General features: G+C 61.7%; 18 protein-coding genes. 5 read left to right on the forward strand and 13 right to left on the reverse strand.

Features of this window, described 5'->3' with window-relative positions; translation table 11 throughout:
* The first annotated feature begins 637 nt into the window (after positions 1–637).
* The 3 genes from PSEBG33_RS14695 to PSEBG33_RS14685 all read left to right on the forward strand — a co-directional run bounded on the left by PSEBG33_RS14695 (position 638) and on the right by PSEBG33_RS14685 (position 2,432).
* Entirely contained in the window at positions 638–934 is a 297-nt protein-coding gene (locus PSEBG33_RS14695) for a DUF5629 family protein (protein ID WP_005787844.1), read from the forward strand.
* Positions 921–2,096, forward strand: a complete 1,176-nt coding sequence (locus PSEBG33_RS14690; protein ID WP_032803498.1) for a lactonase family protein — start codon at positions 921–923, stop codon at positions 2,094–2,096. Before PSEBG33_RS14695 ends, PSEBG33_RS14690 begins: the two co-directional genes overlap by 14 nt.
* 156 nt (positions 2,097–2,252) lie before the next feature.
* On the forward strand, positions 2,253–2,432 hold the full coding sequence (locus PSEBG33_RS14685) for a hypothetical protein (RefSeq protein ID WP_005787847.1): 180 nt from the start codon (positions 2,253–2,255) through the stop codon (positions 2,430–2,432).
* A 372-nt stretch (positions 2,433–2,804) separates the two neighbouring features.
* Here PSEBG33_RS14685 and PSEBG33_RS14680 read toward each other — a convergent pair whose 3' ends face one another.
* From PSEBG33_RS14680 to PSEBG33_RS14635, 10 genes are all read right to left on the reverse strand, one after another.
* Positions 2,805–3,398: a glutathione S-transferase gene (locus tag PSEBG33_RS14680; protein WP_005787848.1), complete on the reverse strand. Its 594-nt coding sequence runs from the start codon at positions 3,396–3,398 to the stop codon at positions 2,805–2,807.
* Positions 3,395–7,033: an AAA family ATPase gene (locus PSEBG33_RS14675; RefSeq protein WP_005787850.1), complete on the reverse strand. Its 3,639-nt coding sequence runs from the start codon at positions 7,031–7,033 to the stop codon at positions 3,395–3,397. Before PSEBG33_RS14675 ends, PSEBG33_RS14680 begins: the two co-directional genes overlap by 4 nt.
* Positions 7,030–8,271 (reverse strand): exonuclease SbcCD subunit D C-terminal domain-containing protein, encoded by a 1,242-nt coding sequence (locus tag PSEBG33_RS14670; protein WP_005787851.1) that lies wholly within the window; start codon positions 8,269–8,271, stop codon positions 7,030–7,032. The genes PSEBG33_RS14675 and PSEBG33_RS14670 overlap by 4 nt, the downstream gene beginning before the upstream one ends.
* A gap of 182 nt (positions 8,272–8,453) precedes the next feature.
* On the reverse strand, positions 8,454–10,094 hold the full coding sequence (locus tag PSEBG33_RS14665; protein WP_005787853.1) for a BatD family protein: 1,641 nt from the start codon (positions 10,092–10,094) through the stop codon (positions 8,454–8,456).
* Positions 10,091–11,830, reverse strand: a complete 1,740-nt coding sequence (locus PSEBG33_RS14660; protein ID WP_005787854.1) for a tetratricopeptide repeat protein — start codon at positions 11,828–11,830, stop codon at positions 10,091–10,093. Before PSEBG33_RS14660 ends, PSEBG33_RS14665 begins: the two co-directional genes overlap by 4 nt.
* Complete coding sequence (locus PSEBG33_RS14655; protein ID WP_005787856.1) at positions 11,827–12,915, reverse strand: vWA domain-containing protein; 1,089 nt, start codon at positions 12,913–12,915, stop codon at positions 11,827–11,829. Before PSEBG33_RS14655 ends, PSEBG33_RS14660 begins: the two co-directional genes overlap by 4 nt.
* Positions 12,908–13,402: a DUF4381 domain-containing protein gene (locus PSEBG33_RS14650; RefSeq protein WP_003190798.1), complete on the reverse strand. Its 495-nt coding sequence runs from the start codon at positions 13,400–13,402 to the stop codon at positions 12,908–12,910. The genes PSEBG33_RS14655 and PSEBG33_RS14650 overlap by 8 nt, the downstream gene beginning before the upstream one ends.
* Entirely contained in the window at positions 13,399–14,331 is a 933-nt protein-coding gene (locus PSEBG33_RS14645) for a DUF58 domain-containing protein (protein ID WP_005787858.1), read from the reverse strand. Before PSEBG33_RS14645 ends, PSEBG33_RS14650 begins: the two co-directional genes overlap by 4 nt.
* A gap of 5 nt (positions 14,332–14,336) precedes the next feature.
* Positions 14,337–15,296 (reverse strand): AAA family ATPase, encoded by a 960-nt coding sequence (locus tag PSEBG33_RS14640; protein WP_005787860.1) that lies wholly within the window; start codon positions 15,294–15,296, stop codon positions 14,337–14,339.
* Positions 15,297–15,555: 259 nt separating this feature from the next.
* Positions 15,556–15,909 (reverse strand): hypothetical protein, encoded by a 354-nt coding sequence (locus PSEBG33_RS14635; protein ID WP_005787861.1) that lies wholly within the window; start codon positions 15,907–15,909, stop codon positions 15,556–15,558.
* A gap of 481 nt (positions 15,910–16,390) precedes the next feature.
* On the opposite strand from PSEBG33_RS14635, the gene PSEBG33_RS14630 reads away from it, so the two are divergent.
* Positions 16,391–21,259 (forward strand): NAD-glutamate dehydrogenase, encoded by a 4,869-nt coding sequence (locus PSEBG33_RS14630; protein ID WP_005787863.1) that lies wholly within the window; start codon positions 16,391–16,393, stop codon positions 21,257–21,259.
* Positions 21,260–21,396: 137 nt separating this feature from the next.
* Here the strand turns inward: PSEBG33_RS14630 and PSEBG33_RS14625 are convergent, their stop codons facing one another.
* From PSEBG33_RS14625 to PSEBG33_RS14615, 3 genes are all read right to left on the reverse strand, one after another.
* Entirely contained in the window at positions 21,397–22,083 is a 687-nt protein-coding gene (locus tag PSEBG33_RS14625) for a GntR family transcriptional regulator (protein WP_005787864.1), read from the reverse strand.
* A gap of 16 nt (positions 22,084–22,099) precedes the next feature.
* Positions 22,100–22,801, reverse strand: coding sequence for a FadR/GntR family transcriptional regulator (locus PSEBG33_RS14620; protein ID WP_005787865.1), 702 nt, complete (start codon positions 22,799–22,801; stop codon positions 22,100–22,102).
* Between the two features lie 158 nt (positions 22,802–22,959).
* The gene (locus tag PSEBG33_RS14615) at positions 22,960–24,285 is read right to left on the reverse strand and encodes a C4-dicarboxylate transporter DctA (protein ID WP_177327440.1); all 1,326 of its coding nucleotides are present in this window, start codon (positions 24,283–24,285) and stop codon (positions 22,960–22,962) included.
* 216 nt (positions 24,286–24,501) lie between these two features.
* Here PSEBG33_RS14615 and PSEBG33_RS14610 point away from each other — a divergent pair, with 216 nt between their 5' ends.
* Positions 24,502–25,131: a DNA-3-methyladenine glycosylase I gene (locus PSEBG33_RS14610; protein WP_005787868.1), complete on the forward strand. Its 630-nt coding sequence runs from the start codon at positions 24,502–24,504 to the stop codon at positions 25,129–25,131.
* Positions 25,132–25,493 lie beyond the last annotated feature (362 nt).

Here is a 25,493-nt window from a genome sequence, read left to right on the forward strand (position 1 = left end):
ACTGAGCGCAACGTGGGCCGGCCGGCGAACTGGTGTGCAACCGTATTGGCAGTGACGTCGGCAGCGGGCTGCAGCGTTGAGACCGTAGCGGCCGGCGTTGGGCTTAGCGGCACAAAGCTCAAGCCGGATCTGAGCGATGACGACCCAGGCGATATTTCGTAATGGACGCTGGTATCGCGCCGGGATCTGCGCAGTGAATGATCGTGGTCCGTTTGGAGCGACGCCTCGGAGTGGCTGCCAGGGGGTGTTTCGAGCACTTCACCCGACTTGTGGGTAACGGGGGGGAGCGGTACGGGGCTCAAGGTGTAGTCGGAAGGTCGTGGAGGGTGGTTTCCATGGATCATCATGTAGCTTCCTTGTCGTTGAGATCTTGCTCGGCATAGCGATTTGACCCTGAACGCGTAAAGCGAACAGGCGAGCGAAAACTAACGACCGGTGCTTAACCGTCAAATGAACAATGAGTAATCAGCTGTTTCCGGTAACGCTGTATCAGCGGTAAAAGCTGATAATGCGCGGGCCGACTTAGGGAGGGAGCAATTATGGCGGCATGTGAACGCCCCCGATGGTTGAAGGCAGCATTTAGGCCGATGCAACAATTTGGCCTATCATGAGGTCTTTCCTCTGAACGACTGATGTGATGACTGCCGAATCTGCCACCCTGCCGGACACCCTTGAAACCAGCGACATGCTTGAAATCGATGGCTTGCACGCTTTTGACTTCGAACTCAATGACGAGAAGTTGCTGATCACCGCCATGGACGGCCGTGCAGAAAAACGCTGGGCATTCAGCCTGGCCCAGGTGCAGGCGGCCACGTTCGACGACACCCTGCAAAGCTGGACCCTTACCGGTGAATCGGGCGAGCATCGTCTGATCTGCATGAGCGCTTTCACCGGCAACAATAACGATGAGGATGAAGCCGATGATGATGCGTAAATTCTGGCCCCTGCTGATGGCCGGCAGTGTTGGTGCCATGTCGGTGCAGGCTGCACCGGCTGACACCTATGAACTGCTGGTGGGCAGCTACACTGCCGGTACCAGCGAAGGCATCTACCGCCTGCAATTCGACAGCCGCACCGGGCAGTTCAGCGGCAAGCCGGTGCTGGCGGCCAAGACGGCCAACCCGTCGTGGTTGACGGTTTCCAAGGACCAGAAGTACCTGTTTGTGGTCAACGAGAACGGTCCAGGCCAGAAAGACCCGGTGGGTCGTGTCAGCAGTTACAGCATCGACCCGCAAAATCATCAGCTCACCCTGATCAACCAGGTGCAGAGCCTGGGCAACGAGCCGACCCATTCCAGCGTCGCCGCCGATGGGCGTCACCTGTTCGTTGCCAACTATTCGGTACTCGAAGACCCGGGCGGCAGCCTGGCGGTGCTGCCGGTAGGCGCCGAGGGCAAGCTGTCGGCCCCGGTGCAGTTGAGCGGGCATCCGGCCAGCCGGGTAAATCCTGAGCGCCAGGCGTCCAATCACGTGCATTCTGTGGTGTCGTCGCCGGATGGCAAGTACGTGTATGTGCAGGACCTGGGCGCGGACAAAGTGTTTGTCTACCAGTACGATCCCAAGGCCAATCACGAATTGCCGCTGACGCCGGCCAACCCGGCCTCGGTGCAACTGCCACCCGGCAGCGGCCCACGTCATTTGCTGTTCAGCGCCGACGGCAAACACGCCTGGCTGACCACCGAAATGAGCGCTCAGGTCGCGGTGTTCGATTACAGCGATGGCAAGCTGACGCAAACCCAGCTGCTGGACTATGCCGCTGGCCAACCGGTGTCCGACAAGGCCGGCGCGGCGCTGCATGCGTCAAGCGATGGCAAGTTCCTCTACGTGAGCAACCGCGGTACCGCCAATCAGTTGCTGGTGTTCAGCATCGACCCGGCCACCGCGCACCTCAAGGAAATCCAGCGTCGCTCTGTGGAAGGTGATCACCCTCGCGAGTTCAGCCTCGACCCGAGCGGCAAGTTCCTGCTGATCGCCAACCAGAAAAGCAATGAAATCGTGGTGGTTGAACGCGACCCCAAGACCGGTCTGTTGGGTAAAACCGTGCAGCAATTGCCGATCGATGCCCCCAGCGACCTCAAGTTCCTGGTGCGTCAATAAGCCACAGGCCCCGCAGTGCGGGGCCTGAGCCTTTGTATTAATTCGGTTGATAGCGGCTACTGTTTCAAAGCACTTCTAAGGTTCAAGCCTCGGGCGTAAGTTTGGTTCCAAGGCCTCCACCGGCCACCCAACCAAACGAACACAAGGGTTACCGCCATGAACTTGAATCTCTTCTCCATCATCGCCGCTTCCGCTGTTTCCGCTACCGTGGCATTGCCTGCCAGCGCCAGCGTGGAAGTCACTGACAAGAAATCCAGTGTCACGGCCTACACCCAGAAATACCTGCAACAGAGTGCCAATTTCTATGCAGCGCTGGATCACAAGACTCAGCACTGAGCTTCAGACTACAGAGTACTAATGTGGAAGGGAGCTTGCCCCCGATAGCCATAGGTATCTACACAACTTCAGTTCCCAGCCCTACGGTAACCACGGTGCGAAGCGAGCCGCTCTTGATCTGCTTTTGATCTCAGGCGCCCCGTTAAACCACGCTGGCGGATTACGGGCACACCGAGCCTAGGCGAGGTGCCGAGTGGTGGGGCAAGAGCGTTTTGCTTACTTTTGCGCTTTTCAAAAGTGAGCCGCTGTAAAAGCGGAACCAATAGTAGCCGTTGCCTAAATAACGGATATGTACTCGGTTTGATCCGGCATCCTGGTCGGCCCTCAGGCCGCCATCGGGAGCAAGCCCCCCCACATTTAGTCGAGTAAGACTCAGGTTTTTGCCATCACCGCAATAAACAGCGGTGACTCCAGAAATTTCTGAAGCCACGCCTGCAACCGGTAGTACTGCGTCCCCGCAAACCATTCGCGATCCACATGGGCAAACTGCCGTACAAAGGGCACAAGCGCCGCATCTGCCAGGCTCCGGTGATCGGCAAGCAAATACTCCCGCTCTGTCAGCAAACCCTCCAGCTTGCGCAAAAACACCTCGCCCTCGGCCCGATAATGTTCCATCGGTTGCTCCGGGTAGCGTTCGGCGTACTTGTATCGATTCAAGTGATGTTTGAACACCTGATCGTTCTCGCTAATCAGCGCCAATACCGCAGGCTCACCCTGCAACAACCAATCCTCGGGATCGTGCTGTGCCAGCGCCCACTGCATGATCTCCAGGCTTTCTTCGATCACTCGGCCTTCGACGCTCAACACCGGCACCGTGCCCTTGGGCGACAGCGCCAGCATCTCGGTCGGCTTGGCTTTCAGGCTCACTTCGATAATGTCCACCGGCACGCCTGAATAGCGCAGCGCCAATCGCGCCCGCATTGCATAAGGGCAACGCCGGAACGAATACAGCAGCGCCTGGCTCACTTGACCTCCAGGGTGCTCAGGCCATTGCCCTGGCGCTTGACCTGGATTTGCACCGGGATACGCTCGTGCATTTCCTGAACGTGAGAGATCACCGCCACCTTGCGGCCCTGAGCCTGCAAACCATCCAAAGCGTCCATGGCCAATTGCAGGGACTCGGGGTCGAGGCTGCCGAAACCTTCATCGATAAACAGCGACTCGATCTTCAAGGTGCTTGAGGCCATGGACGCCAGGCCCAAGGCCAGCGCCAATGACACCAGGAAGGTTTCGCCACCGGACAGTGAGTGTACCGAGCGCAATTCGTCACCCATCTCCGTGTCCATCACCAACAGCCCGAGCATACTGCCGCCGCGTTTAAGCCGGTAGCGGCGCACCAGTTGGCGCAACTGCACGTTGGCATGGTGCACCAGCAAATCGAGGTTGTAGGCCTGGGCGATCTTGCGGAAGGTGTCGCCGGTGGCCGAACCGATCAACGCATTCAGGCGCGCCCAGCGCTGCCATTCTTCATAGGCCTTGGTGATCTGTTCGGCCAGGGCCTGGTTGGCGTCCTGGCGGCGTTGATCTTCGGCTTGGCGGGCGCGCAGTTCGGCGCACTGCTTCTCGCCTTCGGCCAGCTGCTGATTGAGCGCCGCCAGGGTGTGGTCCAGTTGATCGGCGTCGAGATTGCCGTTGTGCAAGGCCTGGTGTTCGGCCAAGCGCTGTTCGCGCTCTTGCAGCAGTACCTTGGCTTGCTCGACAGCTTTTTCGCTGCTGTTCAGGTCCTGGCGTAGCTGCGCGATCCGGGCCTCATCGAAGGCCAATAAACGTGACAGGCCCTGGTTATCCAGGTCGGGGTGCAGCGTGCGCCATTCATTGATGCGTGTTTCAAGCGCTTGTTGTTCCGCTTGCAGCGCGTGCTGGCGGTCCTGCTGGGCCTTAAGGTCAGCAGCCAGTTGGACCAGGGCCGTGTGCACGGTGTGCAGCTCGTGGTTGGCGTCGGTCTCGCTTTGGCGTGACTGCGCGACGGCCTGCTCCAGTTGCTGCTGCCAGTGTTCGGCGCTGGCGTGGTCGCCCAGCAAGGCGCTGAGTTTTTCTTGAACAGCTTGTTGCTGTGAGGCCACTTCGGTGACTTGCAGCGTGAGCGCGTCGAGCTGCTGCTGGCGATGTTGCTGGTGGGTCTGCTGTTTCTCGATGGCCTGCTGGCGCTCCTGCTGCTCGGCCAGTTCATCGCGCTGATGGCCCAATTGCTCAAGGCGTTGACTGACCTGCTGGTCGAGTTGCATGAAGGTCGCCGCAGGCGCACTGCGCAAGCCCTCCAGGGTTTGGGTGGGCAACAGGGTGGCGAAGGTGGCGAGTTCTGCGTCGAGGCGTTCGCGGTCCTTGGCCAATTCCCGTTGCTGGTCCACCAGCAGCTGCCGGGCTTGCTGGCTGGCCTCCTGGGCGGCTTGCAATTGCTGCTGAAGGCGCCCGGCGTTTTGTTGCAGGTTGAGCAGGGCGCCCTGGCGTTGTTCGTCCTGAGTGAGGCTCTGGGTCAGTTGGGCCAGTTGCTGAGCCAGCCAGCCGCTGCGTTTGGCCGCGTCCTGGTTGAACAACGAAGCGGCCAGCGGATGGGCTTCCAGGCTCTGTGCCAGGCCTTGCTGGTGTATCGCCAGCTGTTCCTGTTGGCGCAGGAACTCCTTTTGTTCGGCGATCAGGCCACCGACTTCTCCGCGCAGTTCGTTGAGTTTTTCCTTGAGGTCGTCGACCGCCTTTTGCGCCGTGGCTTCTTCGTTCTCGTCATGGCGACCCAGGCTCTGCAACAGGGCTTCGGGCTGGTGATACGGATGCTCGTGGCTGCCGCACACCGGGCAGGGCTGGTCATCCTGCAATTGCGCGCGCAACTCTTCGACGCTGGCACTGCGGGCCAGACGCTGACGTTCCAGCAGTTGCTTGGTCACCGTGAGGGTTTGCTCAGCCACGCTGAGTTCGGCCTTGGTTTGCAAACCGCTCTGGTTCAGTTGCTCGCGGCGTTGCGCGGCGTCGGTGAGCTTTTGTGTCAGCGCGGCTGTCTGTTGATCCAGTTGCTGCTGGCTGTCCCACAAGCGGGCCAGGTCCTCGAAGGCACGCTGTTGCTTGCGATTATCCTGCAGCAGGCTGGCCAGCAACTGAATTTGCTCGGCCACCGCGTGGGGTTCGGCACCGGCTTCCTGGTAGAGCAGGTCAAGGGCTTCGCGCTGTTGGGTGAATTGTTCGGCGGCGGCGCTGGCACGCTGTTCGAGTTGCGGCAGTTCAGCCTCGCCCTTGTTGAGGCGATTGCCGATCACCATCAGCTGTTGCAGACGGTCGCGGTAGGCGTTCCAGGCTTCGCTCAGCGGGGCAAGGGCGGCGCTGTGCTCAAGCTCGGTGGCCAGGCGGTGCAGGCGCTCGGCGACTTGGGTTTGCGTGTCCTGCAAACCCTTGAGCAGGGCGTGGCCTTCGTTGCAGGCGCTTTGCTGTTGTTGTTTTTCTTCGCTGCGCTTGGCCAGTTCCCGGGTCAAGTGGGCGAGGGTGTTCTGTTCTTCAACGGCCTGGCGCAGCAGGGGAGCCGCCTCGGCCTGGTTTTTCAGGGCGTCGACCAGCGCCGTTTGGGCAGCCAGTTGCTGTTGTTGCGCCTGGTCCTGGCGGGTATGCAGGGCGACTTGCTGCTCAAGCTGTTGCTGAATCTGTGCCGCGAGTGGCGTCAGCAGGGTGCCGAGTTCAGCCTGGCGCAGGAAGTGATGACGTTGCGGTGCCAATTGCTCCAGGCGATTGAGGTCCTGGCGTTGCGGGCCTTGGCTGTCCCACTGCTGCTGGGCCTGCTGCAGTTGTTCGACGGCGCTGAGCTGGCGCTCTTGCCACTCACGCAACTCTTTAAGCCAGGTGTGCTGCAACTCCAACTGCTTGAGCTGGGCCTGCTGGGTCTTGAGTTGTTGCTGGGCTTCGGCCAACTGTTGATCGAGTTCGACGCGGGCTTCAGGCGCCAGGGGCACTACGCCGGTGGCCTGGTCTTGCAGCTGTTTGTGGGCGTCCCTGGCCTCCTTGGCCTTGTCGAATGCACGTCGCCCCAGTTGGGTGTACAGCGCGGTGTCGGTGAGCTTTTCCAGCAGTTCGCTGCGCTCATTGTCATTGGCCTTGAGGAAGGCGCTGAACTCGCTTTGCGCCAGCAATACCGCACGGGTGAACTGCTCGAAGTTCAGGCCCAAGGCCAGCTCAAGCTGAGTCTTGTATTCGGTTTTCTGGCTGGCCAGCAGTTGCTCGCTGTCCAGGTCGATCAAGCTTTGCCGGCTGTTCTGCAACTTGCCGCTGGCCTTGTCGCGGGCGCGGTTGGCTTCCCAGCGCGCGCGGTAGCGACGGCCGCTGACGCCGACGAAATCCACTTCGGCATAACCGCCGCCGGTGCCGCGCCGAATCAGCGTGCGCGGATCGCCAATGGAAATATCGGTGTCGGCGTCCGGCATCTTGGCCTGGCCGGTATCGCCCAGGCGCGGCACCGCGCCGAACAACGCCAGGCACAATGCATCAAGCAGCGTGCTTTTACCCGCGCCGGTCGGCCCGGTGATAGCGAACAGGCCCGCACTGGCCAGGGGCTCGGCGGTAAAGTCGATCTCGAACGGGCCGGCCAGGGAGGCGAGGTTTTTCAGGCGGATAGCGAGGATCTTCATGGCTGTTCGCCCTCCTGTTGCACTTCCTGGAGCAGCACGGCGAAATCCTTCAGGGTTTGTTCATCCACTTCGCTGCCATAGCTGTCCTGCCAGGCGCGGCTGAACAATTCCTGGGGCGTGAGCTGGTCGAGTTCGATCAAGCGCTCATCGTCGCTTTCGCTGTTGCCGCGCTGGCCGGCGTATTCGGCGGCGATGCGCACCAGGCGCACGGCTTTGCCTTGCAGGGCGGTTTCGATCTGCTGGCGCAGGTCTGGCTGTGGTTCGTCGAGGCGTACCCGCACTTCCAGCCAAGGGTGACGTTGGGTTTCGGCCAGCAGGTCGATGTCGGGCAGGTCGTGCAGCTGCTTGAGGATGTCCGCCAGCGGTGCGGCTTCCAGGCGTTGCAGGTTGACTGAACGGGGGATCAGCAGCGGTTCAACACCCACCAGCCGTTCGCCCTGGAACGTCACGTCGAGCACCTGGTGCTTGTAGCCAATCTCGGAAAACGACAGTGGAATCGGCGAGCCGCTGTAGCGAATGCGCTCTTCGCCATTGACCTGTTGCGGCTTGTGCAAATGGCCGAGGGCAACATAGCTGACGGTTTTGTCGAACAGGCTGGCCGGCAGCGCCTCGGCATTGCCGATGATCAGGCTGCGCTCGGAGTCTTCCGATACCGACCCCCCGGCCATGTGCGCATGACTGATGGCTATCAGCGCCTGGCCTTTTTTGCGTTTGGCATTGGCGGCGGCGATCAGCCATTCATGCACCTGGCCGATACCCCGCAAGTAATCATCGCCCAAGTGCGCACCGGTGACTTCCGCCGGGCGTAGAAAAGGTAACGCCAGGCACCAGGCGGCAATCTTGCCTTTGGCATCCGGCAAGGGGATCAGCAGGCGTTCGGCGTCCAACTGGCCATCATCGAGCCACAACACCCGGCCCAGGGCATGAGTGCGCAGGCGGCGCATCAACGGCGCGGGCAGCTCGATACGCGAGCCGGAGTCATGGTTGCCGGCGACCATCACAATCGTCAGCGTCGGGTTTTGCTCGTGGGCGCTGATGATGAAGTCATACAGGCGTTCCTGGGCCTTGAGCGGCGGGTTGACCGTGTCGAAAATATCGCCAGCGATCAACAGCGCATCCGGGCGCTGGGCCTTCAGTTGGCCCAGCAGCCACTCAAGGAAACAGGCATGTTCGAAGTCGCGTTCCTGGCCGTGGAGGTTTTGGCCCAGGTGCCAGTCGGAGGTGTGAAACAGACGCAAGGCGAACTCCGTGGAGAAGATGAAAAGGAGGGGAGTTTACCTGTAACACGCACGCAGTGCCTGCAAGTGGCCCAGACCCGATATAGAAGAGGACTTGCCCCTATGACGATGAGTCAGATATGGATTAACTGGCTGATCCACCGCCATCGGGAGCAAGCCCCCTCCCACATGAGTTTGCGGTATTACTTGGGATACAACGGCGGCAAGCTGGTGGTGTCGGTCGCCGGGTCTTGCTCGCGTTCGGCCACGGGGATGGCCTTGATTGCACGCCACAGGTCTTCACCCAGCCAGTACTGGCCGCTTTCGCTGTACAGCGCGCCGTTCAAGCCATCCAGGGCATCTGACAATGGCACAAACCGCGCCGCCATGTCGGCCAGGGTTTCCGGCTGTTGACGCGCCCAGGCATCGAGGGCCTGGCGGGTGGCTTGCGGATCGTTGGCCTGGGTGGCGCGCTTGAGGTCGTCGAGCAGGGTGCGTGGGCTTGGGCCGGTTTGCGCGGCGCGCTGTACGGCCGGCTGCCGACGGGCGCGCCACCACAGGCCGAAGCCCAGCAACGTGGTGCAAGCCAGGATCAGCGTGCTCAGTTGCCACAGCCACAGGCGCTCATCGTCGGGTGCAGTGATGATGGTCGGCGTGGCGGGTGTGTCCACCACCAGGCTGGGATTGACCGCCACTTGCATAGTGCGCGCCGGCAGGGTGGTGCGTTCCAGGTGATCTTCGTGGGTGTTCCACCACACCACTTCCACCGGCGGCAGTTCCAGCTCGCCGGCGCGGGTTGGCACCAGGGCTTCGCGGTCTTCACGGCTGCCGATCAGGCCGCGGTCGCTGGTCTGGTTGCCCAGTACCGGTTGGTCCGGGTAGCGGCGCAGGCCGTTGACGTCGGCGCTGGGCAGCGCCGGCAACTGTGCGCTGGATAAGCCCTCGGCCTGCACGGTGAGGCTGCGGGTCAGAGAGTCGCCGACCTGCACGTGGTCCGGCGTAGGGTTCCAGCCTTCGCTCAGGGTCAGGCTGCGCGCCGGCAGCCAGGGAGCGTCGGCGGGGTAGAGGTCCGGCTTGGGTTTGATCGTCAACGGCAGGGCTGCAGAGCTGACGTGGATCATCTTGCCCGGCTTGGTGCCCTGCAGTGTGTTTTCCTGGGGGGGGCGCGATTCGACCAGGGTAGCGCTGAAGGTCTGCGCCGGAATTACCACCGTGCCGCTGTGCTGGGGGTAGACAGCGTAGCGGGTCTCGATCACGCCATGGCGGATGCTGTTGATGACCTTCTCATAGGTGCGCGACTCGCCCAGTTGTTCGACACGGGCATCGGGGATCTGCAAGGGCGTGAGGCTGCTGTCGTCATACAGCGATACCGAGTGGTACACGCGTACGGTCAACAGCGCCTGGGCCTGGACGTACACGGCGGTCTGGTCGAGGTTGGCCTCGATAAATACCGGGGCCAGTTCGGTGCTGGTGTTCTGGCTGGCGGTTTCGACCACTTGCAGGGTGATCGGCTGGGTCTTGAGTGCGCCCACTTGCAACGGCGGGATGACCACGTTGCCGTTTTCCTTGGGCAGCAGGGTGATGATCCAGCGGGTGGTGGCGTGGTTATCGCCGCCCAGGGTGGTGAGTTGGTTGATCTGGCGGGTGCCGCTGACTTCGAACTGTGCGTCCAGGGGCGACAGGTCCGGCTTGCCGAATTGGGTTACATCGCTGGACTCCACCGTCAGCTCCACCGTTTCCCCGGAGTTGAGGCGGTTACGGTCAACGCTGGCAACCAGGTTCGCCGCCTGGGCGTGGCCTGCCGACAACGCGAGCAGAAGCAAAAGGGTGGTGCGGCGGCTCATCGAGTCGTGTCCTGATGTTGTTGCTGTTCGTACCAGAATTTGCGCCGCAGCAGTTCGCCGGGGTTGTCCGGGATCTCTTGCAGCCATTGCTCCAGCGCTTGGCGGCGCTCGCCTTCAAGGCGGGTGTCGACAGGGCGCAGGGGCGGCGTGGTGGTGTGCTCGTCGCCCAGTTCGCTGCCCGGCACTTCATTGTGGCCTGGCTGTGGGGTGGCGCCGGCCTGCGTTTCACCGCTGCTGGCTTCGCCCTGGCCCTGGGGCGATTGTTCGCCACTCTGGCCCGTTTGCCCGCTGGCCCCCGGTTGCGCAGTTTGGCCGGGTTGGGGGCTTTCGTCATCTTCGTTTTTTGCAGGCTGGGTCGGTTCGGGCTGGGCTTGCTCTTGCATCAGGGTTTCAACCAGGGCCTTGTTTTTCAGCGCCGGTTGCAGATCGGGCTGGGCTTCCAGGGCTTGCTCGTAGGCGTCGATAGCGGCTTCGAGTTCACCGGCTTTGGCCAGAGCATTGCCTCGATTGTAGTGGGAATAAGCGTCGTTGCCTTGGGCAAAACGTTTGATCGCCTCGGCGTAATTGCCGGCTTCGTACAGGGCTACACCTTGCCATTGCGGGTCTTGAAAGTGTTCGGCGGCTTCGGCTGGGCGCTTGTGCTTGAGCAGGTATTGGCCTTGCTGGTCGGGGCGCAGCCACAGGTCCTGAAGGCCAAAGGCGTAACTGGGTTGTGGTGCGCCCAGCAGCAGCAACGGCAGGCAGAACAGCCAGCCGCGACGCCCGGCGCAGGCGGCCAGCAGTAACAGCGGCAGCAGCAGCCAGTAACCCTGATCGGCCCAGGTGTCCAGGTGCAGTACTTGGCCGTCGTTGCGCAGGGCTTGTACGCTGTCGAGCATACCCAGTTGGCGCAGGTCCTTGTCATCCAGGCGCGCTGCACGGTAGCGGCCACCCATTTCACTGGCGAAGGCCTTGAGCGTCGGGCTGTCGAGGCGTGGCACCAGGATCGCGCCCTGGTCGTCCTTGAGGAACTCGCCGCTTTCCTGGGTCACCGGTGTGCCTTCACGGCTGCCGATGCCGAGGATCGACAAGGGCGGTGCCTGGGCGCTTTGCAGTTGCAGGCGGATGCCCTGGCGCTCCTGTTTCGACAGCGAGGAGCCGATCAGCAGCAGGCGCCCCTGGCCGAGCCCGCCTTGCTTGAGCAGGCCGAGGGCTTTTTCCACGGCCAGATCGGCGCGATGGCCGGGCTCGGGCATGATCGAGGGGCGCAGGGCCTCCAGCAGATTGCGGCTGGTGGCCAGGTCGTCCGACAGCGGCACCAGCGTATGGGCGCTGCCGGCATACACGACGATGGCGGTTTGCGCATCGGTGCGTGCTTGCAGCAGGTCATACAGCTTGCGCCGCGCCTGCTCCAGACGGTTGGGCGGGCTGTCGGTGGCAAGCATTTCCGGGGTCAGTTCCAGCAGTACCACCAGCGGGTCAGCGGGTTTCTGACTGGGCTGTTCAACCCGTTGCCAACTGGGCCCCAGCAACGCCAGCACGGCCAACAGCCAGGCGATGCCCAGCACCACCCACGGCGATTTGCTCTCGCGGCCGTTGCCGCCACTGAGCAGTACGGCATGGAAGGCCGGTGGCAGGATCATCTGCCAGCGGCCGGCGCGCTTTTGTCGGTGCCACAACTGCCACAGCAACCAGCCGAGCAGCGGTAGCAGCAACAGCCACCAGGGCCGGAACCAGTGCGGCCACAGGGCGATCATCGACGTCTCCGCAAACGCAGGCGCTTGAGGCGCTGGCGCCATTCAGGGTGTTGTTGCAGGAAGATCCCTCTGCTCGACAGCTTGTTGAACCCGCGTTGCAAGGCGTTGTTGGGCCAGCGTTCCTGGATCACCAGCAACAGGCTCAAGATCAGCGCCAGCGCCAGCGGGCCGCTGTACAACGCCTGGGCCGGTCGCGCTTGGGTGGGTTGTTGTTCGACGGGCTCCAGGGTGTCGAGGGTCTCCTTGATCTGCTGCAGTTCTTCGCCGTCATGGGCGCGGAAATATTGGCCGCCGGTGGCCTCGGCCAACGCCTTGAGCGCCGGTTCGTCGAGGTCCAGGCTCGGATTTACGCCGAGAATGCCCAGGGAACCGGTTTGCTCCGGGTCGGCGCCAATGCCGATCGGGTAAATCTTCACGCCTTCTTCGGCCGCCAGTCGCGCTGCCGTCAACGGGTCGATCTGCCCGGCGTTATTGGCGCCGTCGGTGATCAGGATCAGCACACGGCTTTGCGCCGGGCGTTGGCGCAGGCGTTTCAAGGCCAGGCCGATGGCATCGCCGATAGCGGTATTCTTGCCGGCAATGCCGATACGCGCTTCATCCAGCCAGGTACGTACGGTGCGCCGATCGAAGGTCAGCGGTGCCTGCAGGTAGGCTTGAGTACCAAACAAGATCAAGCCCACGCGGTCACCTTCGCGTTCTTCAAGAAAGTCCCCGAGCAGGTGTTTGACCAGGGCCAGGCGACTCACGTCCTCGTCTTGCCAGTGCATGTCGGGAAAATCCATGGAGCCGGACACGTCGACCGCCACCAGCAAGTCCCGGCCACTGGCGGCAATCGGTAAAGGTTCGCCAAGCCATTGCGGGCGTGCGGCGGCGGTCAGCAACAGCAGCCACAGCACCACGAAGGGGGCCTGCTGACGCCAGCCGGGCAGGTTGGCCCGGGCGCGGCGACGGGCGAGGCTTTCGAGGTCGCTGAGGTAGCTGACTTTCAATGCCGGCTCGCCGCTGTCGGCCACGGGCAGGATCAGGCGCATCAACCAGGGCAATGGCAGCAGGGTAAAGATCCACGGCCAGGCGAACTCAAACATGTTTGCGAATCCAGGTGTCGACAGCCTGGGTCAGGCCGGCGATGGCTTTGTCATCGAGTTTGCATTCGGGCTTGTAGGCGCCTTCCACCAGTACCATCCAGCGTGTCAGGCCGGCGGCGGGGCAGCGGTTGTCGAGGAAGGCCAGCCATTTGCGGCCGTTGAGGGTATGGCTCTGGCTATACGGGTAGTCGTTACGGCACAGGCGCTTGAGCAGGCCGTTGAGTTGTTGCAGCCAGGCACCTGCGGGCGCGCCGTCGTAGGGCTTGGGCATCAAGGCCAGTTCGGCGAGGGCGGCGATGCGCAGCGGGTCCAGCGGTTGTTCGGCGCGGGCCACGGGGCGGCGCGCTGGCAGGAAGCGGCGCAACCACCACAGGCCCCAGCCGAGCAGCGGGATCACCAGCAGCAACAGCCACCAGCCGGGCGCAGGCGGCCAGAAGCCGATGGCCGGCGGGGCGATCAGCGGTTGCAGTTGGTCCAGGCTGCTCATTGTTTTTTAACCGGGCGTTGCGGGTTGAGGTACTCGCGCAATTGCTCGACCATTTCACTCTGTGTGCTCAACGGCATCAACAACACCCGCAGCTTTTGCGCGAGCCGTTCCCAGCGGGCGATACGCGCTTCGGCCTGGGCTTTGTAGGCCTGGCGCAAATCAATGTTCAGGGTGTCCAGTTCCAGCTGTGCGCCACGTTCTGCGAAGCGCAGTAACCCGGCGGCGGGCAGGGCGTGATCAAGGGGGTCGGAAATGGGCAGCAGCAACAGGTCGCAATGTCGCGACAGCAGGCTCAGCTGTTGCTCGGCGCTGTCAGTCAGCGCCCGTTCATCGCAGATCACAATCCCCAGGCTGCCCGGTCGCAACACTTCACGGCCACGGCGCAAGGCCATGCCCAGGGCGTCAGCTTCGGGGCGGCTTTCGGTGTTCAGGCTCTGGTTGACCCGCACCAGGCGGTTAAGCAGCTGCAACAGGCTTTGTTTGCTGCGTCGAGGCTTGATTTCGTAGTGCTCGCTGTCGCCGAACACCAGACCGCCGACCCGATCGTTATGCCCCAGGGCCGCCCAGCCGATCAGGCTGGCCGCTTGTGCGGCGAGCACCGACTTGAACATCTGCCCCGAGCCGAAGAACAGCCGGCAGCTTTGCTCCACCATGATAAAGATCGGCCGTTCGCGTTCTTCGTGGAACAATTTGGTGTGCGGTTCCTGGGTGCGCGCTGTCACGCGCCAGTCGATGGTGCGCACGTCGTCGCCCGCCTGATACACCCGCACCTGATCGAAGTCCACACCGCGCCCGCGCAGCTTGGAGTGGTGCAGGCCGATCAACGGGCTGCGCTGGCCGGGCGTGGAGAACAGCTGCACTTCGCGCACGTGGTGACGCATCTCAATCAGTTCACTGAGGGTTACGCGTATACCATCGCTTGCGTTCATCGGCTTCAAGCGACGGCAACAACGTCAAGAATGCGTTGCACCACGCGGTCCTGGTCGATCCCGGCAGCTTCGGCTTCGAACGACAGGATGATGCGGTGACGCAGCACGTCGAACAGCACCGCCTGGATATCCTCGGGGCTTACGAAGTCGCGACCGGCCAGCCAGGCGTGGGCGCGGGCGCAACGGTCCAGGGCGATGGAGCCACGGGGGCTGGCGCCATAGGCGATCCACTCGGCCATTTCCGGGTCGAACTTGGAAGGCGTACGCGTGGCCATGACCAGCTGCACCAGGTATTCCTCTACCGCATCGGCCATGTACAGGCCAAGGATTTCCTTGCGGGCGGCAAAGATCGCCTGTTGGCTGACGCGCCGCTCAGGCTTGGTTTCGCCATTGAGCGCTTCGCCGCGGGCCTGTTGCAGGATGCGCCGTTCGACGGCGGCGTCCGGGAAACCGATCTTGACGTGCATGAGGAAGCGGTCGAGCTGGGCTTCGGGCAGAGGGTAGGTGCCTTCCTGCTCGATGGGGTTCTGCGTGGCCATCACCAAAAACAGCGGCGATAGCTCGTAAGTGCTACGGCCCACGCTGACCTGGCGCTCGGCCATCGCTTCAAGCAAGGCCGACTGGACCTTGGCCGGGGCGCGGTTGATTTCGTCGGCGAGCACCAGGTTGTGGAATATCGGCCCCTGCTGGAACACGAAACTGCCGGTTTCCGGGCGATAGATCTCGGTGCCGGTGATGTCGGCGGGCAGCAGGTCGGGGGTGAACTGGATACGATGGAACTGCGCTTCGATGCCTTCGGCCAACTCCTTGATCGCCTTGGTCTTGGCCAGCCCCGGTGCGCCTTCGACCAGCATATGGCCGTCGGCGAGCAGGGCAATCAGCAGGCGATCGATGAGTTTTTCCTGGCCGAGAATCTGCGTAGAAAGAAAGGTTCGCAGCGCAAGCAGCGCTTCACGATGTTCCATCGATGACGGTTCCTGGAAAGATGAGCCTGATGGTGGAGCGCGAGCGCCAGGCTTGGGAGGCTTACTTTAATGCATCGAAGGGGGTGACGACTAACGACGTCACGGGTATTTTCAGAAAAACTTGTAGGCTTTTGGTGTGGGAACACGGTCAATGTGGGAGGGGGCTTGCCGCCGATGCCCGTGTGTCAGGCACCGATGTATTAACTGGCCCGCCGCTATCGGGGGCAAGCCCCCTCCCACATTTGAACCAGGGTGCAGCTCAAGTCCGGATGAAAGTGCCAGTGCCTGCGAGGATTTTCTGCAAGGTTTCCTCCACTTCAGCCAGGTCGGATGCGGCCGTGGCGTGGGTGATCTCCAGATGATCCTTGCCACCCAATGCATCGGCATCACCGGCTGCAAGTTCGACCAGCAACGTCGTGGCACTCAAGGTGATCTTCAGCCCATCCAGCGTCGACGGCTCGTAATCCCAGGTCAGTTCCACTTCCTCTTCATCCGGGTAGCGGCTCAACATGAACATTTCGCCGTTCTTGCCGTGGCAGCAAAGCATGGCCATGTTGTCTTCTTCTTCGTCGCACGGGGTGGCCATCAGGGCGTCGGTTTTCAGCTGCAGCATGGGAAATCCTGTGTGGAGGAGGGCGTTGCGCTGGCAATTGTGCCATTGCGGCGAATTTTATGCTGCAGGGTGTGTCAGACCCAGGGCATGACCTGGGGTGCGGTATCAGTCATTTTCGGTACTCAGAGGGCTGAAAAGCGCAGGTTTTTTGCCCGGAAAATCGCGGTTGCCCAAGTTGCAACCTATTGCCTGCTTACCGATGACCGAATATGTCGCAGCGTCGCAAGCAGCGGTCTTCCTACACTCGTTAAGCTGCGCAACGGATGTGCCCCGCGCCCGGCGCCTGACCTGCCCGTCGTACCGTCACCCGGCAAGGTGTGCATCTTGTGGAAGTTGTATGTGACCTGACTGTCCTGTCCAGCTTCACCCACCTGTCGGCCTGATTCGTTTATCGTGACCCACGAACAGAGCTGACGGTCTCCCCGCAAGGGGATAACACGCGACGCTTCCATCAATAACAAGCCCAAGCGGAGTACCACAGATGGCGTTCTTCACCGCAGCCAGCAAGGCCGACTTCCAGCATCAACTGCAAGCGGCACTGGCGCAGCACATCAGTGAACAGGCACTGCCACAAGTGGCGCTGTTTGCTGAGCAATTCTTCGGCATCATTTCCCTGGACGAACTGACCCAGCGTCGCCTTTCCGACCTGGCCGGTTGCACCCTGTCTGCCTGGCGCCTGCTTGAGCGCTTCGATCACACCCAACCGCAAGTGCGGGTCTACAACCCCGATTACGAACGTCATGGCTGGCAATCGACCCACACCGCGGTCGAAGTGCTGCACCATGACCTGCCATTTCTGGTGGACTCGGTCCGTACCGAGCTGAACCGCCGTGGCTACAGCATCCACACCCTGCAAACCACCGTGCTCAGCGTGCGCCGTGGCAGCAAGGGCGAGTTGCTGGAAATCCTGCCCAAGGGCACCCAGGGCGAAGGCATCCTGCAAGAATCGCTGATGTACCTGGAGATCGACCGCTGCGCCAACGCCGCCGAGCTGAACGTGCTGAGCAAAGAGCTGGAGCAGGTGCTGGGCGAAGTGCGCGTGGCCGTGGCCGATTTCGAACCGATGAAAGCCAAGGTCCAGGACCTGCTGGCCGGTATCGACGCCAGCGCGTTCACGATCGACGGTGAAGAAAAAGCCGAGATCAAGAACTTCCTGGAATGGCTGGTGGGCAACCACTTCACCTTCCTGGGTTATGAAGAGTTCGTGGTACGTGACGAGGCGGACGGCGGTCATATCGAATATGACGCCAGCTCCTTCCTCGGTCTGACCAAGCTGCTGCGCGCCGGCCTCACCGCCGAAGACCTGCGCATCGAAGACTACGCCGTGGCCTACCTGCGTGAACCGACGGTGCTGTCGTTCGCCAAGGCTGCACACCCAAGCCGCGTGCACCGCCCGGCGTATCCGGACTACGTGTCGATCCGCGAGATCAGTGCCGACGGCAAGGTCATCAAGGAACACCGCTTCATGGGCCTCTACACCTCCTCGGTGTACGGCGAAAGCGTGCGAGTGATCCCGTACATTCGCCGCAAGGTAGCGGAAATCGAGCGTCGCTCGGGCTTCCAGGCCAAGGCGCATCTGGGCAAGGAACTGGCCCAGGTGGTTGAAGTGCTGCCCCGTGACGACCTGTTCCAGACCCCGGTCGACGAGCTGTTCAGCACCGTGATGTCGATCGTGCAGATCCAGGAACGCAACAAGATCCGCGTGTTCCTGCGCAAAGATCCGTACGGTCGTTTCTGCTACTGCCTGGCCTACGTGCCGCGCGACATCTACTCCACCGAAGTGCGCCAGAAGATCCAGCAAGTGCTGATGGATCGCCTCAAGGCTTCGGACTGCGAGTTCTGGACCTTCTTCTCCGAGTCCGTGCTGGCCCGTGTGCAACTGATTCTGCGGGTCGACCCGAAGAACCGCCTGGACATCGACCCGCTGCAACTGGAAAAAGAAGTGGTGCAAGCCTGCCGCAGCTGGCAGGACGACTACGCCAGTCTGGTGGTGGAAAGTTTCGGCGAAGCCCACGGCACCAACGTGCTGGCGGACTTCCCCAAAGGCTTCCCGGCCGGCTACCGCGAGCGTTTCGCCGCGCATTCGGCCGTGGTCGACATGCAGCATCTGAACAGCCTCACCGAAGCCAACCCGCTGGTGATGAGCTTCTATCAGCCGCTGGGCCAGGTCTCCGGTCAGCGCGAACTGCATTGCAAGCTCTATCACGCTGACACCCCGCTGGCGCTGTCCGACGTGCTGCCGATCCTGGAAAACCTCGGCCTGCGCGTGCTGGGCGAGTTTCCGTATCGCCTGCGCCATGCCAATGGCCGTGAGTTCTGGATCCATGACTTTGCATTCATCGCCGCCGAAGGCGTGAACCTGGATATCCAGCAGCTCAACGACACCCTGCAGGACGCCTTCGTGCACATCGTGCATGGCGACGCCGAGAACGATGCATTCAACCGCCTGGTATTGACCGCCGGCCTGCCATGGCGTGACGTTGCGCTGCTGCGTGCCTACGCCCGTTACCTCAAGCAGATCCGCCTGGGCTTCGACCTGGGTTACATCGCCAGTACCCTGAACAACCACACCGACATCGCCCGCGAGTTGACCCGGTTGTTCAAGACCCGCTTCTACCTGGCGCGCAAGCTCACCGCCGACGACCTGGAAGACAAGCAGCAACGCCTGGAACAAGCGATCCTCACCGCCCTGGACGATGTTCAGGTGCTCAACGAAGACCGTATCCTGCGTCGCTACCTGGACCTGATCAAGGCGACCCTGCGTACCAACTTCTACCAGACTGACGCCAACGGCCAGAACAAGTCGTACTTCAGCTTCAAGTTCAACCCGCACGCGATCCCTGAGCTGCCCAAGCCGGTGCCGAAGTTTGAAATCTTCGTGTACTCGCCACGGGTTGAAGGTGTGCATCTGCGCTTCGGCAACGTCGCTCGCGGCGGCCTGCGCTGGTCCGACCGTGAAGAAGATTTCCGTACCGAAGTGCTCGGCCTGGTAAAAGCCCAGCAAGTGAAAAACTCGGTGATCGTGCCGGTGGGCGCCAAGGGCGGCTTCCTGCCGCGTCGCCTGCCATTGGGCGGCAGCCGGGACGAGATCGCGGCCGAGGGCATCGCCTGCTACCGCATCTTCATTTCCGGCCTGTTGGACATTACCGACAACCTCAAGGACGGCGCCCTGGTGCCACCGGCCAACGTCGTGCGTCATGACGACGATGACCCCTACCTGGTGGTGGCGGCGGACAAGGGCACTGCGACCTTCTCCGACATCGCCAACGGCATCGCTATCGACTACGGCTTCTGGCTGGGTGACGCGTTCGCTTCCGGCGGTTCTGCCGGTTACGACCACAAGAAAATGGGCATCACCGCCAAGGGCGCGTGGGTGGGTGTGCAGCGTCACTTCCGCGAGCGCGGCATCAACGTGCAGGAAGACAGCATCACCGTAGTGGGCGTCGGCGATATGGCCGGTGACGTGTTCGGTAACGGCTTGCTGATGTCCGACAAGCTGCAACTGGTGGCGGCCTTCAACCACCTGCACATCTTCATCGACCCGAACCCGAACCCGGCCACCAGCTTCGTCGAGCGCCAGCGCATGTTCGAGCTGCCGCGTTCGTCCTGGACCGACTACGACACCAGCATCATGTCTGAAGGCGGCGGTATCTTCTCGCGCAGCGCCAAGAGCATCGCCATCTCGCCACAGATGAAAGAGCGTTTCGACATCCAGGCCGACAAGCTGACCCCGACCGAACTGCTCAACGCCTTGCTCAAGGCGCCGGTGGACCTGTTGTGGAACGGCGGTATCGGTACCTACGTCAAGGCCAGTACCGAAAGCCATGCCGACGTGGGCGACAAGGCCAACGACGCGCTGCGTGTCAACGGCAACGAGCTGCGCTGCAAGGTGGTGGGCGAGGGCGGTAACCTGGGCATGACCCAACTGGGTCGTGTGGAATTCGGCCTCAATGGTGGCGGTTCCAACACCGACTTCATCGACAACGCCGGTGGCGTGGACTGCTCCGACCACGAAGTGAACATCAAGATCCTGCTCAACGAAGTGGTGCAGGCCGGTGACATGACCGACAAGCAACGCAACCAGTTGCTGGCGAGCATGACCGACGAAGTCGGCCACCTGGTGTTGGGCAACAACTACAAGCAGACCCAGGCCCTGTCCCTGGCCGCACGCAAGGCTTACGAGCGCGCCGCCGAGTACAAACGCCTGATGAGCGACCTGGAAGGCCGTGGCAAGCTGGACCGTGCCATCGAGTACCTGCCGACCGAAGAGCAGCTCAGCGAGCGCGCGTCCACCGGCAAGGGCTTGACCCGTCCGGAGTTGTCGGTGCTGATTTCGTACAGCAAGATCGACCTCAAGGAAGCGCTGCTCAAATCCCTGGTGCCGGATGACGAGTACCTGACCCGTGACATGGAGACCGCGTTCCCACCGAGCCTGGTGGCCAAGTTCTCCGAAGCCATGCGTCGCCATCGCCTCAAGCGCGAGATCGTCAGCACCCAGATCGCCAACGACTTGGTCAACCACATGGGCATCACCTTCGTGCAGCGACTCAAAGAGTCGACCGGCATGAGCCCGGCGAACGTCGCCGGTGCCTATGTGATCGTGCGCGATATCTTCCACCTCCCGCACTGGTTCCGTCAGATCGAAGCCCTGGACCACCAGGTGTCGGCCGACGTGCAACTGGAGCTGATGGACGAGCTGATGCGCCTGGGCCGTCGTGCTACGCGCTGGTTCCTGCGCAGCCGTCGCAACGAACAGGACGCCGGGCGTGACACAGCGCACTTCGGTCCGCACCTGGCGGCATTGGGCCTCAAGCTCGACGAACTGCTGGAAGGTCCGACCCGTGAAGGCTGGCAGAACCGTTACCAGGCCTACACCCAGGCCGGCGTACCGGAGTTGTTGGCACGCATGGTTGCAGGCACTACCCACCTGTACACCTTGCTGCCGATCATCGAAGCCGCCGACGTGACCGGGCATGACGCCGCCGAAGTGGCCAAAGCCTACTTCGCCGTTGGCAGCGCTCTGGACCTGCCGTGGTACCTGCAGCAGATCAGCGATCTGCCAGTGGCCAACAACTGGCAGGCCCAGGCCCGCGAAGCCTTCCGCGATGATGTGGACTGGCAGCAACGGGCGATTACCATTTCGGTACTGCAAATGGCCGACGCGCCACAAGACATGGAAGCCCGCGTGGCCCTGTGGCTTGAACAGCACCAGGACATGGCTGATCGCTGGCGTGCCATGATGGTGGAAATTCGTGCTGCGGTTGGCACGGACTACGCCATGTACGCGGTGGCCAATCGTGAGTTGCTGGACCTGGCGTTGAGTGGTCAGTCGGTGTTGCAGCCGGCTTGATGCTTCGGTAAACCAAAAGCCCCCGCATCGTGAGATGCGGGGGCTTTTTATTGGAACACCATTTATCAAACACTGAAGGGCTAGTGTGGGAGGGAGCAAGCCCCCTCCCACATTTGGATCTCCTTATTATCCGCAGGTCAGTGGTGTTTGAGTAGCCGGGTTTCCAGGTGATTCAGGTGCTGGGTCATCAGGGCGACAGCCGTGTGGGCGTCGCGCTGTTCCACGGCATCCACAATCGCCACATGTTCCTGCCACGCACAATACGTGCAGGCCTTCGTTTCAAATTGCGCAATGATCAACGACGTCAACGGCACCAGGCTGTTGAGAAACTGTGCCAACGGCGCATTGCCTGCCATGTGCGCCAGTTGCAGATGAAACTCTCCAGAAAACCGGATCGCCGGCCCACGCTGGTCACGCTCAATGGCGTCGCGCTCCTGCGCAATCAGCTCGCGCAGTTGGCGGATCTGCATCGCTGTGGCCTGGGCGCAGGCCAGTTGCACCACGGTCATTTCGGTCAGGCGCCGTGCTTCCAGAATCTGCCGTGTGTGCTGGGCATCCGGCGCGGCGACCTGGGCGCGCTGGTTGGGGCGCAGGATGACCACTTGCTGATGGGACAGCTTGGCGAGCACCCGGCGAATCACGCTGCGGCTCACGCCAAAGAGTTCGCCCAGGCCTTCTTCGGTGAAGCGGCTGGCGGGGGCAATGCGCTGCTCAAGGATGGCGTCGAACAAGCGTGGGTAGATATCGTCCACCGAGGGCTTTTTTTCGGGCGCCCAGCGTAGGGAGGTGAGAGTGGAATCGCGTTGCAGGGCGTGAGCGTTCATGGCCGGTCTCCGAAAATCAGCTGCCCAGATGGTCATCCGGGATATTCAAGCGAATGCCCATGCGCAAGCCTTCCTGCAGGATGTGCCGACGCATTTCCGCACTGGCCAGGGCGCTGTTCTTGTTGCGGATGGCGCGTACCACGGCTTCGTTCTCTTGCAGGCGTTCGGCCAGGTGTTCAGGGGAGTTGCGCAATACCTGGGCGCTTTGTTTGAGCGCGGTGCTGGTTTGCTGCACCACGTTCTGGAAAATCGGGTTGGAGGTCAGGGCAAACAGTTCTTCGTGAAAGTCGATGTAGGCGTTCATGCCCGCCTCGGCGTCGCCGGCATCCAGGGCTTCGCGCATGTCCATCAGCGTCAGGCGCAGTTGGCCGATTTCCTTGCTGCTGATGGATTGGGCGACCAGGCCGACGATGAAGGGTTCGAGGGTATAGCGCAGTTGCAGGATGTCTTCCAGGCTGGCGTCGGCCACCGCGTCGTTCGACTGCGGCTCGCTGACGCTGGTTTCCAGTACCACCACACCTTTGCCCGGCATGGAACGCACCAGGCCCAAGGTCTCCAGCACGATCACCGCTTCACGCAGGCTCGGGCGGCTGATGCCCAGCTGTTCGGCCAGTTCGCGTTGACCGGGCAGCATTTCACCGCGGCGCCACTGGCCTCGCGCCAGGGCGGCGCGCAGTTTTTCTACCACTGAATTGACGACGGTTGAAGTGCTGATCACGTCGAAGGCTCCTTGATGTTGCTCATACAGTATTCAGTCTGGCAAAGGGCCAATGTGGGAGCTGGCTTGCCTGCGATGACTGAGTGTCAGGCACTACATTTGACGCTGACTCACCGCTATCGCAGGCAAGCCAGCTCCCACATTGGATGGGCGTTGTCCTAGAACTCCTGATGCGCCGGCAGCACCGGCTTCTTGGCCTGAAAGGCATAACCCTGCTGACCGTCGAGCACCTTGTTGGCACGCTGGATATCGATATCTTTTTCCCAGCGAGCAATCGCCACGGTAGCCACGCAGTTGCCGATCAGGTTGGTCAGCGCACGACCGATACCCATGAACCAGTCCACCGCCAGCACCAACACCAGGCCCACCACCGGAATTGCCGGGATCGCCGTGAGTGTCGCCGCTAGAATCACCAGTGCCGAGCCCGGAATGCCGTGGGCGCCTTTGGAGGTGATCAACGATACCAGGAGGATGGTCAGCAAGTCGGTCATCGACAACGGTGTACCGGTGGCGTTGGCGATAAACACGATGGCCAGGGTCAGGTAGATCGAAAAACCGTCGAGGTTGAACGAGTACCCGGTGGGAATTACCAAACCCACGGTGGAACTGCCAATGCCCAAATGTTCCAGCTTGCGCATGATCTGCGGCAGCACAGCGTCGGACGAAGCGGTGCCCATCACGATCAGCAGCTCTTCGCGCAGGTACTTGAGCAGCGGCAGCATCCGCAGGCCGGACAAGCGCATTACCAGCCCGAGGATCAGCGCGACAAAGGCAAAGCACGTCAGGTAGAACAGCCCAACCAGGCTGCCCAGGTGTTGCAGCGAGTCCAGGCCGTAGGTGCTGGTGGTGAACGCGATGGCACCGAATACGCCAATCGGCGCCAGGCGCACGATCATGCCCATGATGCGGAAGATCACATGGCTAAGCTCATTGATCAGCCGCGAGATACCGCTGGCCGCTTCGCCCACCAGGTTCAGCGCACTGCCGAACAGCACCGAGAACAGCAGCACCTGCAACACGTTGTTATCGGCAAACGCACCGATCACCGAGTTGGGAATCAGGTCCATCAGGAACTGGCTGGTGCCCTTGATGTGCTGGCCCTTGTCGGCCAGCTCATTCAAGCCGGCGGAAGAGAGTTGCTCAAGGTGAATATTGGCGCCGCTGCCGATGCCGGTGCTGAAGGCCATGATCAGGCCAAGCACCAGGGCGACGGTGGTCAGCACTTCAAAGTAGATCACCGACTTGAGCCCGATACGCCCGACCTTCTTCAAATCGCCGGCGCCGGAAATACCGCTGACCACGACACAGAACACGATCAGGCCGATCAGCATTTTGATCAGCTTGATAAAGCCGTCGCCCAGGGGTTTGAGTTGTGAGGAAAATTCGGGAAGGGCCAGGCCGCAGGCGATGCCGAGCATCAGGCCAATCACGACTTGCAGGAAAATCGAACGCGAGCACCATCTGAGCATGGGAGGGATCTCTATTCGGTGCCCTGGTGGTTCCAGGGCTTAATTGTTGTGGTCTTACCGGTAAGTCCAGTGCGCGGCCAGTCTACGCTCGGTTTTTTTCAAACAACAAGTAAATATTCAGCGGTTGACAGGTCCCGGTCTGACCAGTTGGTCGGTAAGTACGGTGCTTGAGCGGTTGACGGGCTTTAAAGTTTTTTGCGTATCATCGGCCCACGGCACACGAGGTGATGGATGGATCAACCAGGGCTGACAACCGACCCCGCAGGACGTACCCATTGCAGCTGGCGCAACGCCGCCCCGGAATACCTCCATTACCACGACCACGAATGGGGCGTGCCGGTGGCGGATGACATCCAGTTGTACGAGAAAATCTGCCTGGAGGGCTTTCAGGCGGGGATGGCGTGGATCACGATCTTGCGCAAGCGTGAATATTTTCGGCAGGCGTTCCACGGATTTGATTTTCGCCAGGTCGCGCAATATGACCAGGCGGATATCGAGCGCTTGATGACGGATCCGGGGATCGTGCGTAACCGCGCCAAGATCGTCTCCACCATCAACAATGCGCGCCGGGCCTGTGAGCTGGTGGAAGAAACCGGCTCGCTGGCACGCTGGTTATGGACATTCGAACCCGGCGAAGCTGAACGCCCGGCAGTGGTGGACATGGCTTACTGGACGGCCAATCCGACCTCAGCGGCTTCGATGCGCTTGTCCAAGGCCCTGAAGAAACGCGGCTGGACCTTCGTCGGCCCGACCACGATGTATGCGTTGATGCAGGCGATGGGGATGGTCAATGATCATCTGGAGGGTTGCGAATGCCGGCTGCGCATTGAACACCAGCGCGACCTATTCAAACGTCCCTGACCAGACACGGTTAAAACTGTGGGAGCTGCCTTGCCTGCGATAGCGGCCTGACAGGCGACACCGCTATACCGAGTACATATCCATTCCTGCGGTAACGGCCACTTAGGGTTCCGCTCTGACAGCGGGTCACTTTTGAAAAGCGCAAAAGTAACCAAAACGCTCTTGCCCCACCACTCGGCACCTCGCCTAGGCTCGGTGTGCCCGTAATCCGCCATGGATTTGGGGGGCCGCCGCCACGCGCCATCCATGGCGCGGGGCGGCTAAACCGGCATCCCTGCCGGTTTACCCCCCAAATCCCTGTCGAATTCCGGCCAGCGTGGTTTAACGGGGCGCCTAGGATCAAAAGCAGATCAAGATCAAGA

Origin of the sequence: Pseudomonas synxantha BG33R, from assembly GCF_000263715.2 — a bacterium.
Classification (GTDB): Bacteria; Pseudomonadota; Gammaproteobacteria; order Pseudomonadales; family Pseudomonadaceae; genus Aquipseudomonas; species Aquipseudomonas synxantha_A.

Excerpts from the sequence above, each read along its gene's own strand:
- PSEBG33_RS14695 (WP_005787844.1), top strand. The coding sequence starts at position 638 with ATGACTGCCGAATCTGCCACCCTGCCGGACACCCTTGAAACCAGCGAC.
- PSEBG33_RS14690 (WP_032803498.1), top strand. The coding sequence starts at position 921 with ATGATGATGCGTAAATTCTGGCCCCTGCTGATGGCCGGCAGTGTTGGT.
- PSEBG33_RS14685 (WP_005787847.1), top strand. The coding sequence starts at position 2,253 with ATGAACTTGAATCTCTTCTCCATCATCGCCGCTTCCGCTGTTTCCGCT.
- PSEBG33_RS14675 (WP_005787850.1), bottom strand. The coding sequence starts at position 7,033 with ATGAAGATCCTCGCTATCCGCCTGAAAAACCTCGCCTCCCTGGCCGGC.
- PSEBG33_RS14665 (WP_005787853.1), bottom strand. The coding sequence starts at position 10,094 with ATGAGCCGCCGCACCACCCTTTTGCTTCTGCTCGCGTTGTCGGCAGGC.
- PSEBG33_RS14660 (WP_005787854.1), bottom strand. The coding sequence starts at position 11,830 with ATGATCGCCCTGTGGCCGCACTGGTTCCGGCCCTGGTGGCTGTTGCTG.
- PSEBG33_RS14655 (WP_005787856.1), bottom strand. The coding sequence starts at position 12,915 with ATGTTTGAGTTCGCCTGGCCGTGGATCTTTACCCTGCTGCCATTGCCC.
- PSEBG33_RS14650 (WP_003190798.1), bottom strand. The coding sequence starts at position 13,402 with ATGAGCAGCCTGGACCAACTGCAACCGCTGATCGCCCCGCCGGCCATC.
- PSEBG33_RS14645 (WP_005787858.1), bottom strand. The coding sequence starts at position 14,331 with ATGAACGCAAGCGATGGTATACGCGTAACCCTCAGTGAACTGATTGAG.
- PSEBG33_RS14640 (WP_005787860.1), bottom strand. The coding sequence starts at position 15,296 with ATGGAACATCGTGAAGCGCTGCTTGCGCTGCGAACCTTTCTTTCTACG.
- PSEBG33_RS14635 (WP_005787861.1), bottom strand. The coding sequence starts at position 15,909 with ATGCTGCAGCTGAAAACCGACGCCCTGATGGCCACCCCGTGCGACGAA.
- PSEBG33_RS14630 (WP_005787863.1), top strand. The coding sequence starts at position 16,391 with ATGGCGTTCTTCACCGCAGCCAGCAAGGCCGACTTCCAGCATCAACTG.
- PSEBG33_RS14625 (WP_005787864.1), bottom strand. The coding sequence starts at position 22,083 with ATGAACGCTCACGCCCTGCAACGCGATTCCACTCTCACCTCCCTACGC.
- PSEBG33_RS14610 (WP_005787868.1), top strand. The coding sequence starts at position 24,502 with ATGGATCAACCAGGGCTGACAACCGACCCCGCAGGACGTACCCATTGC.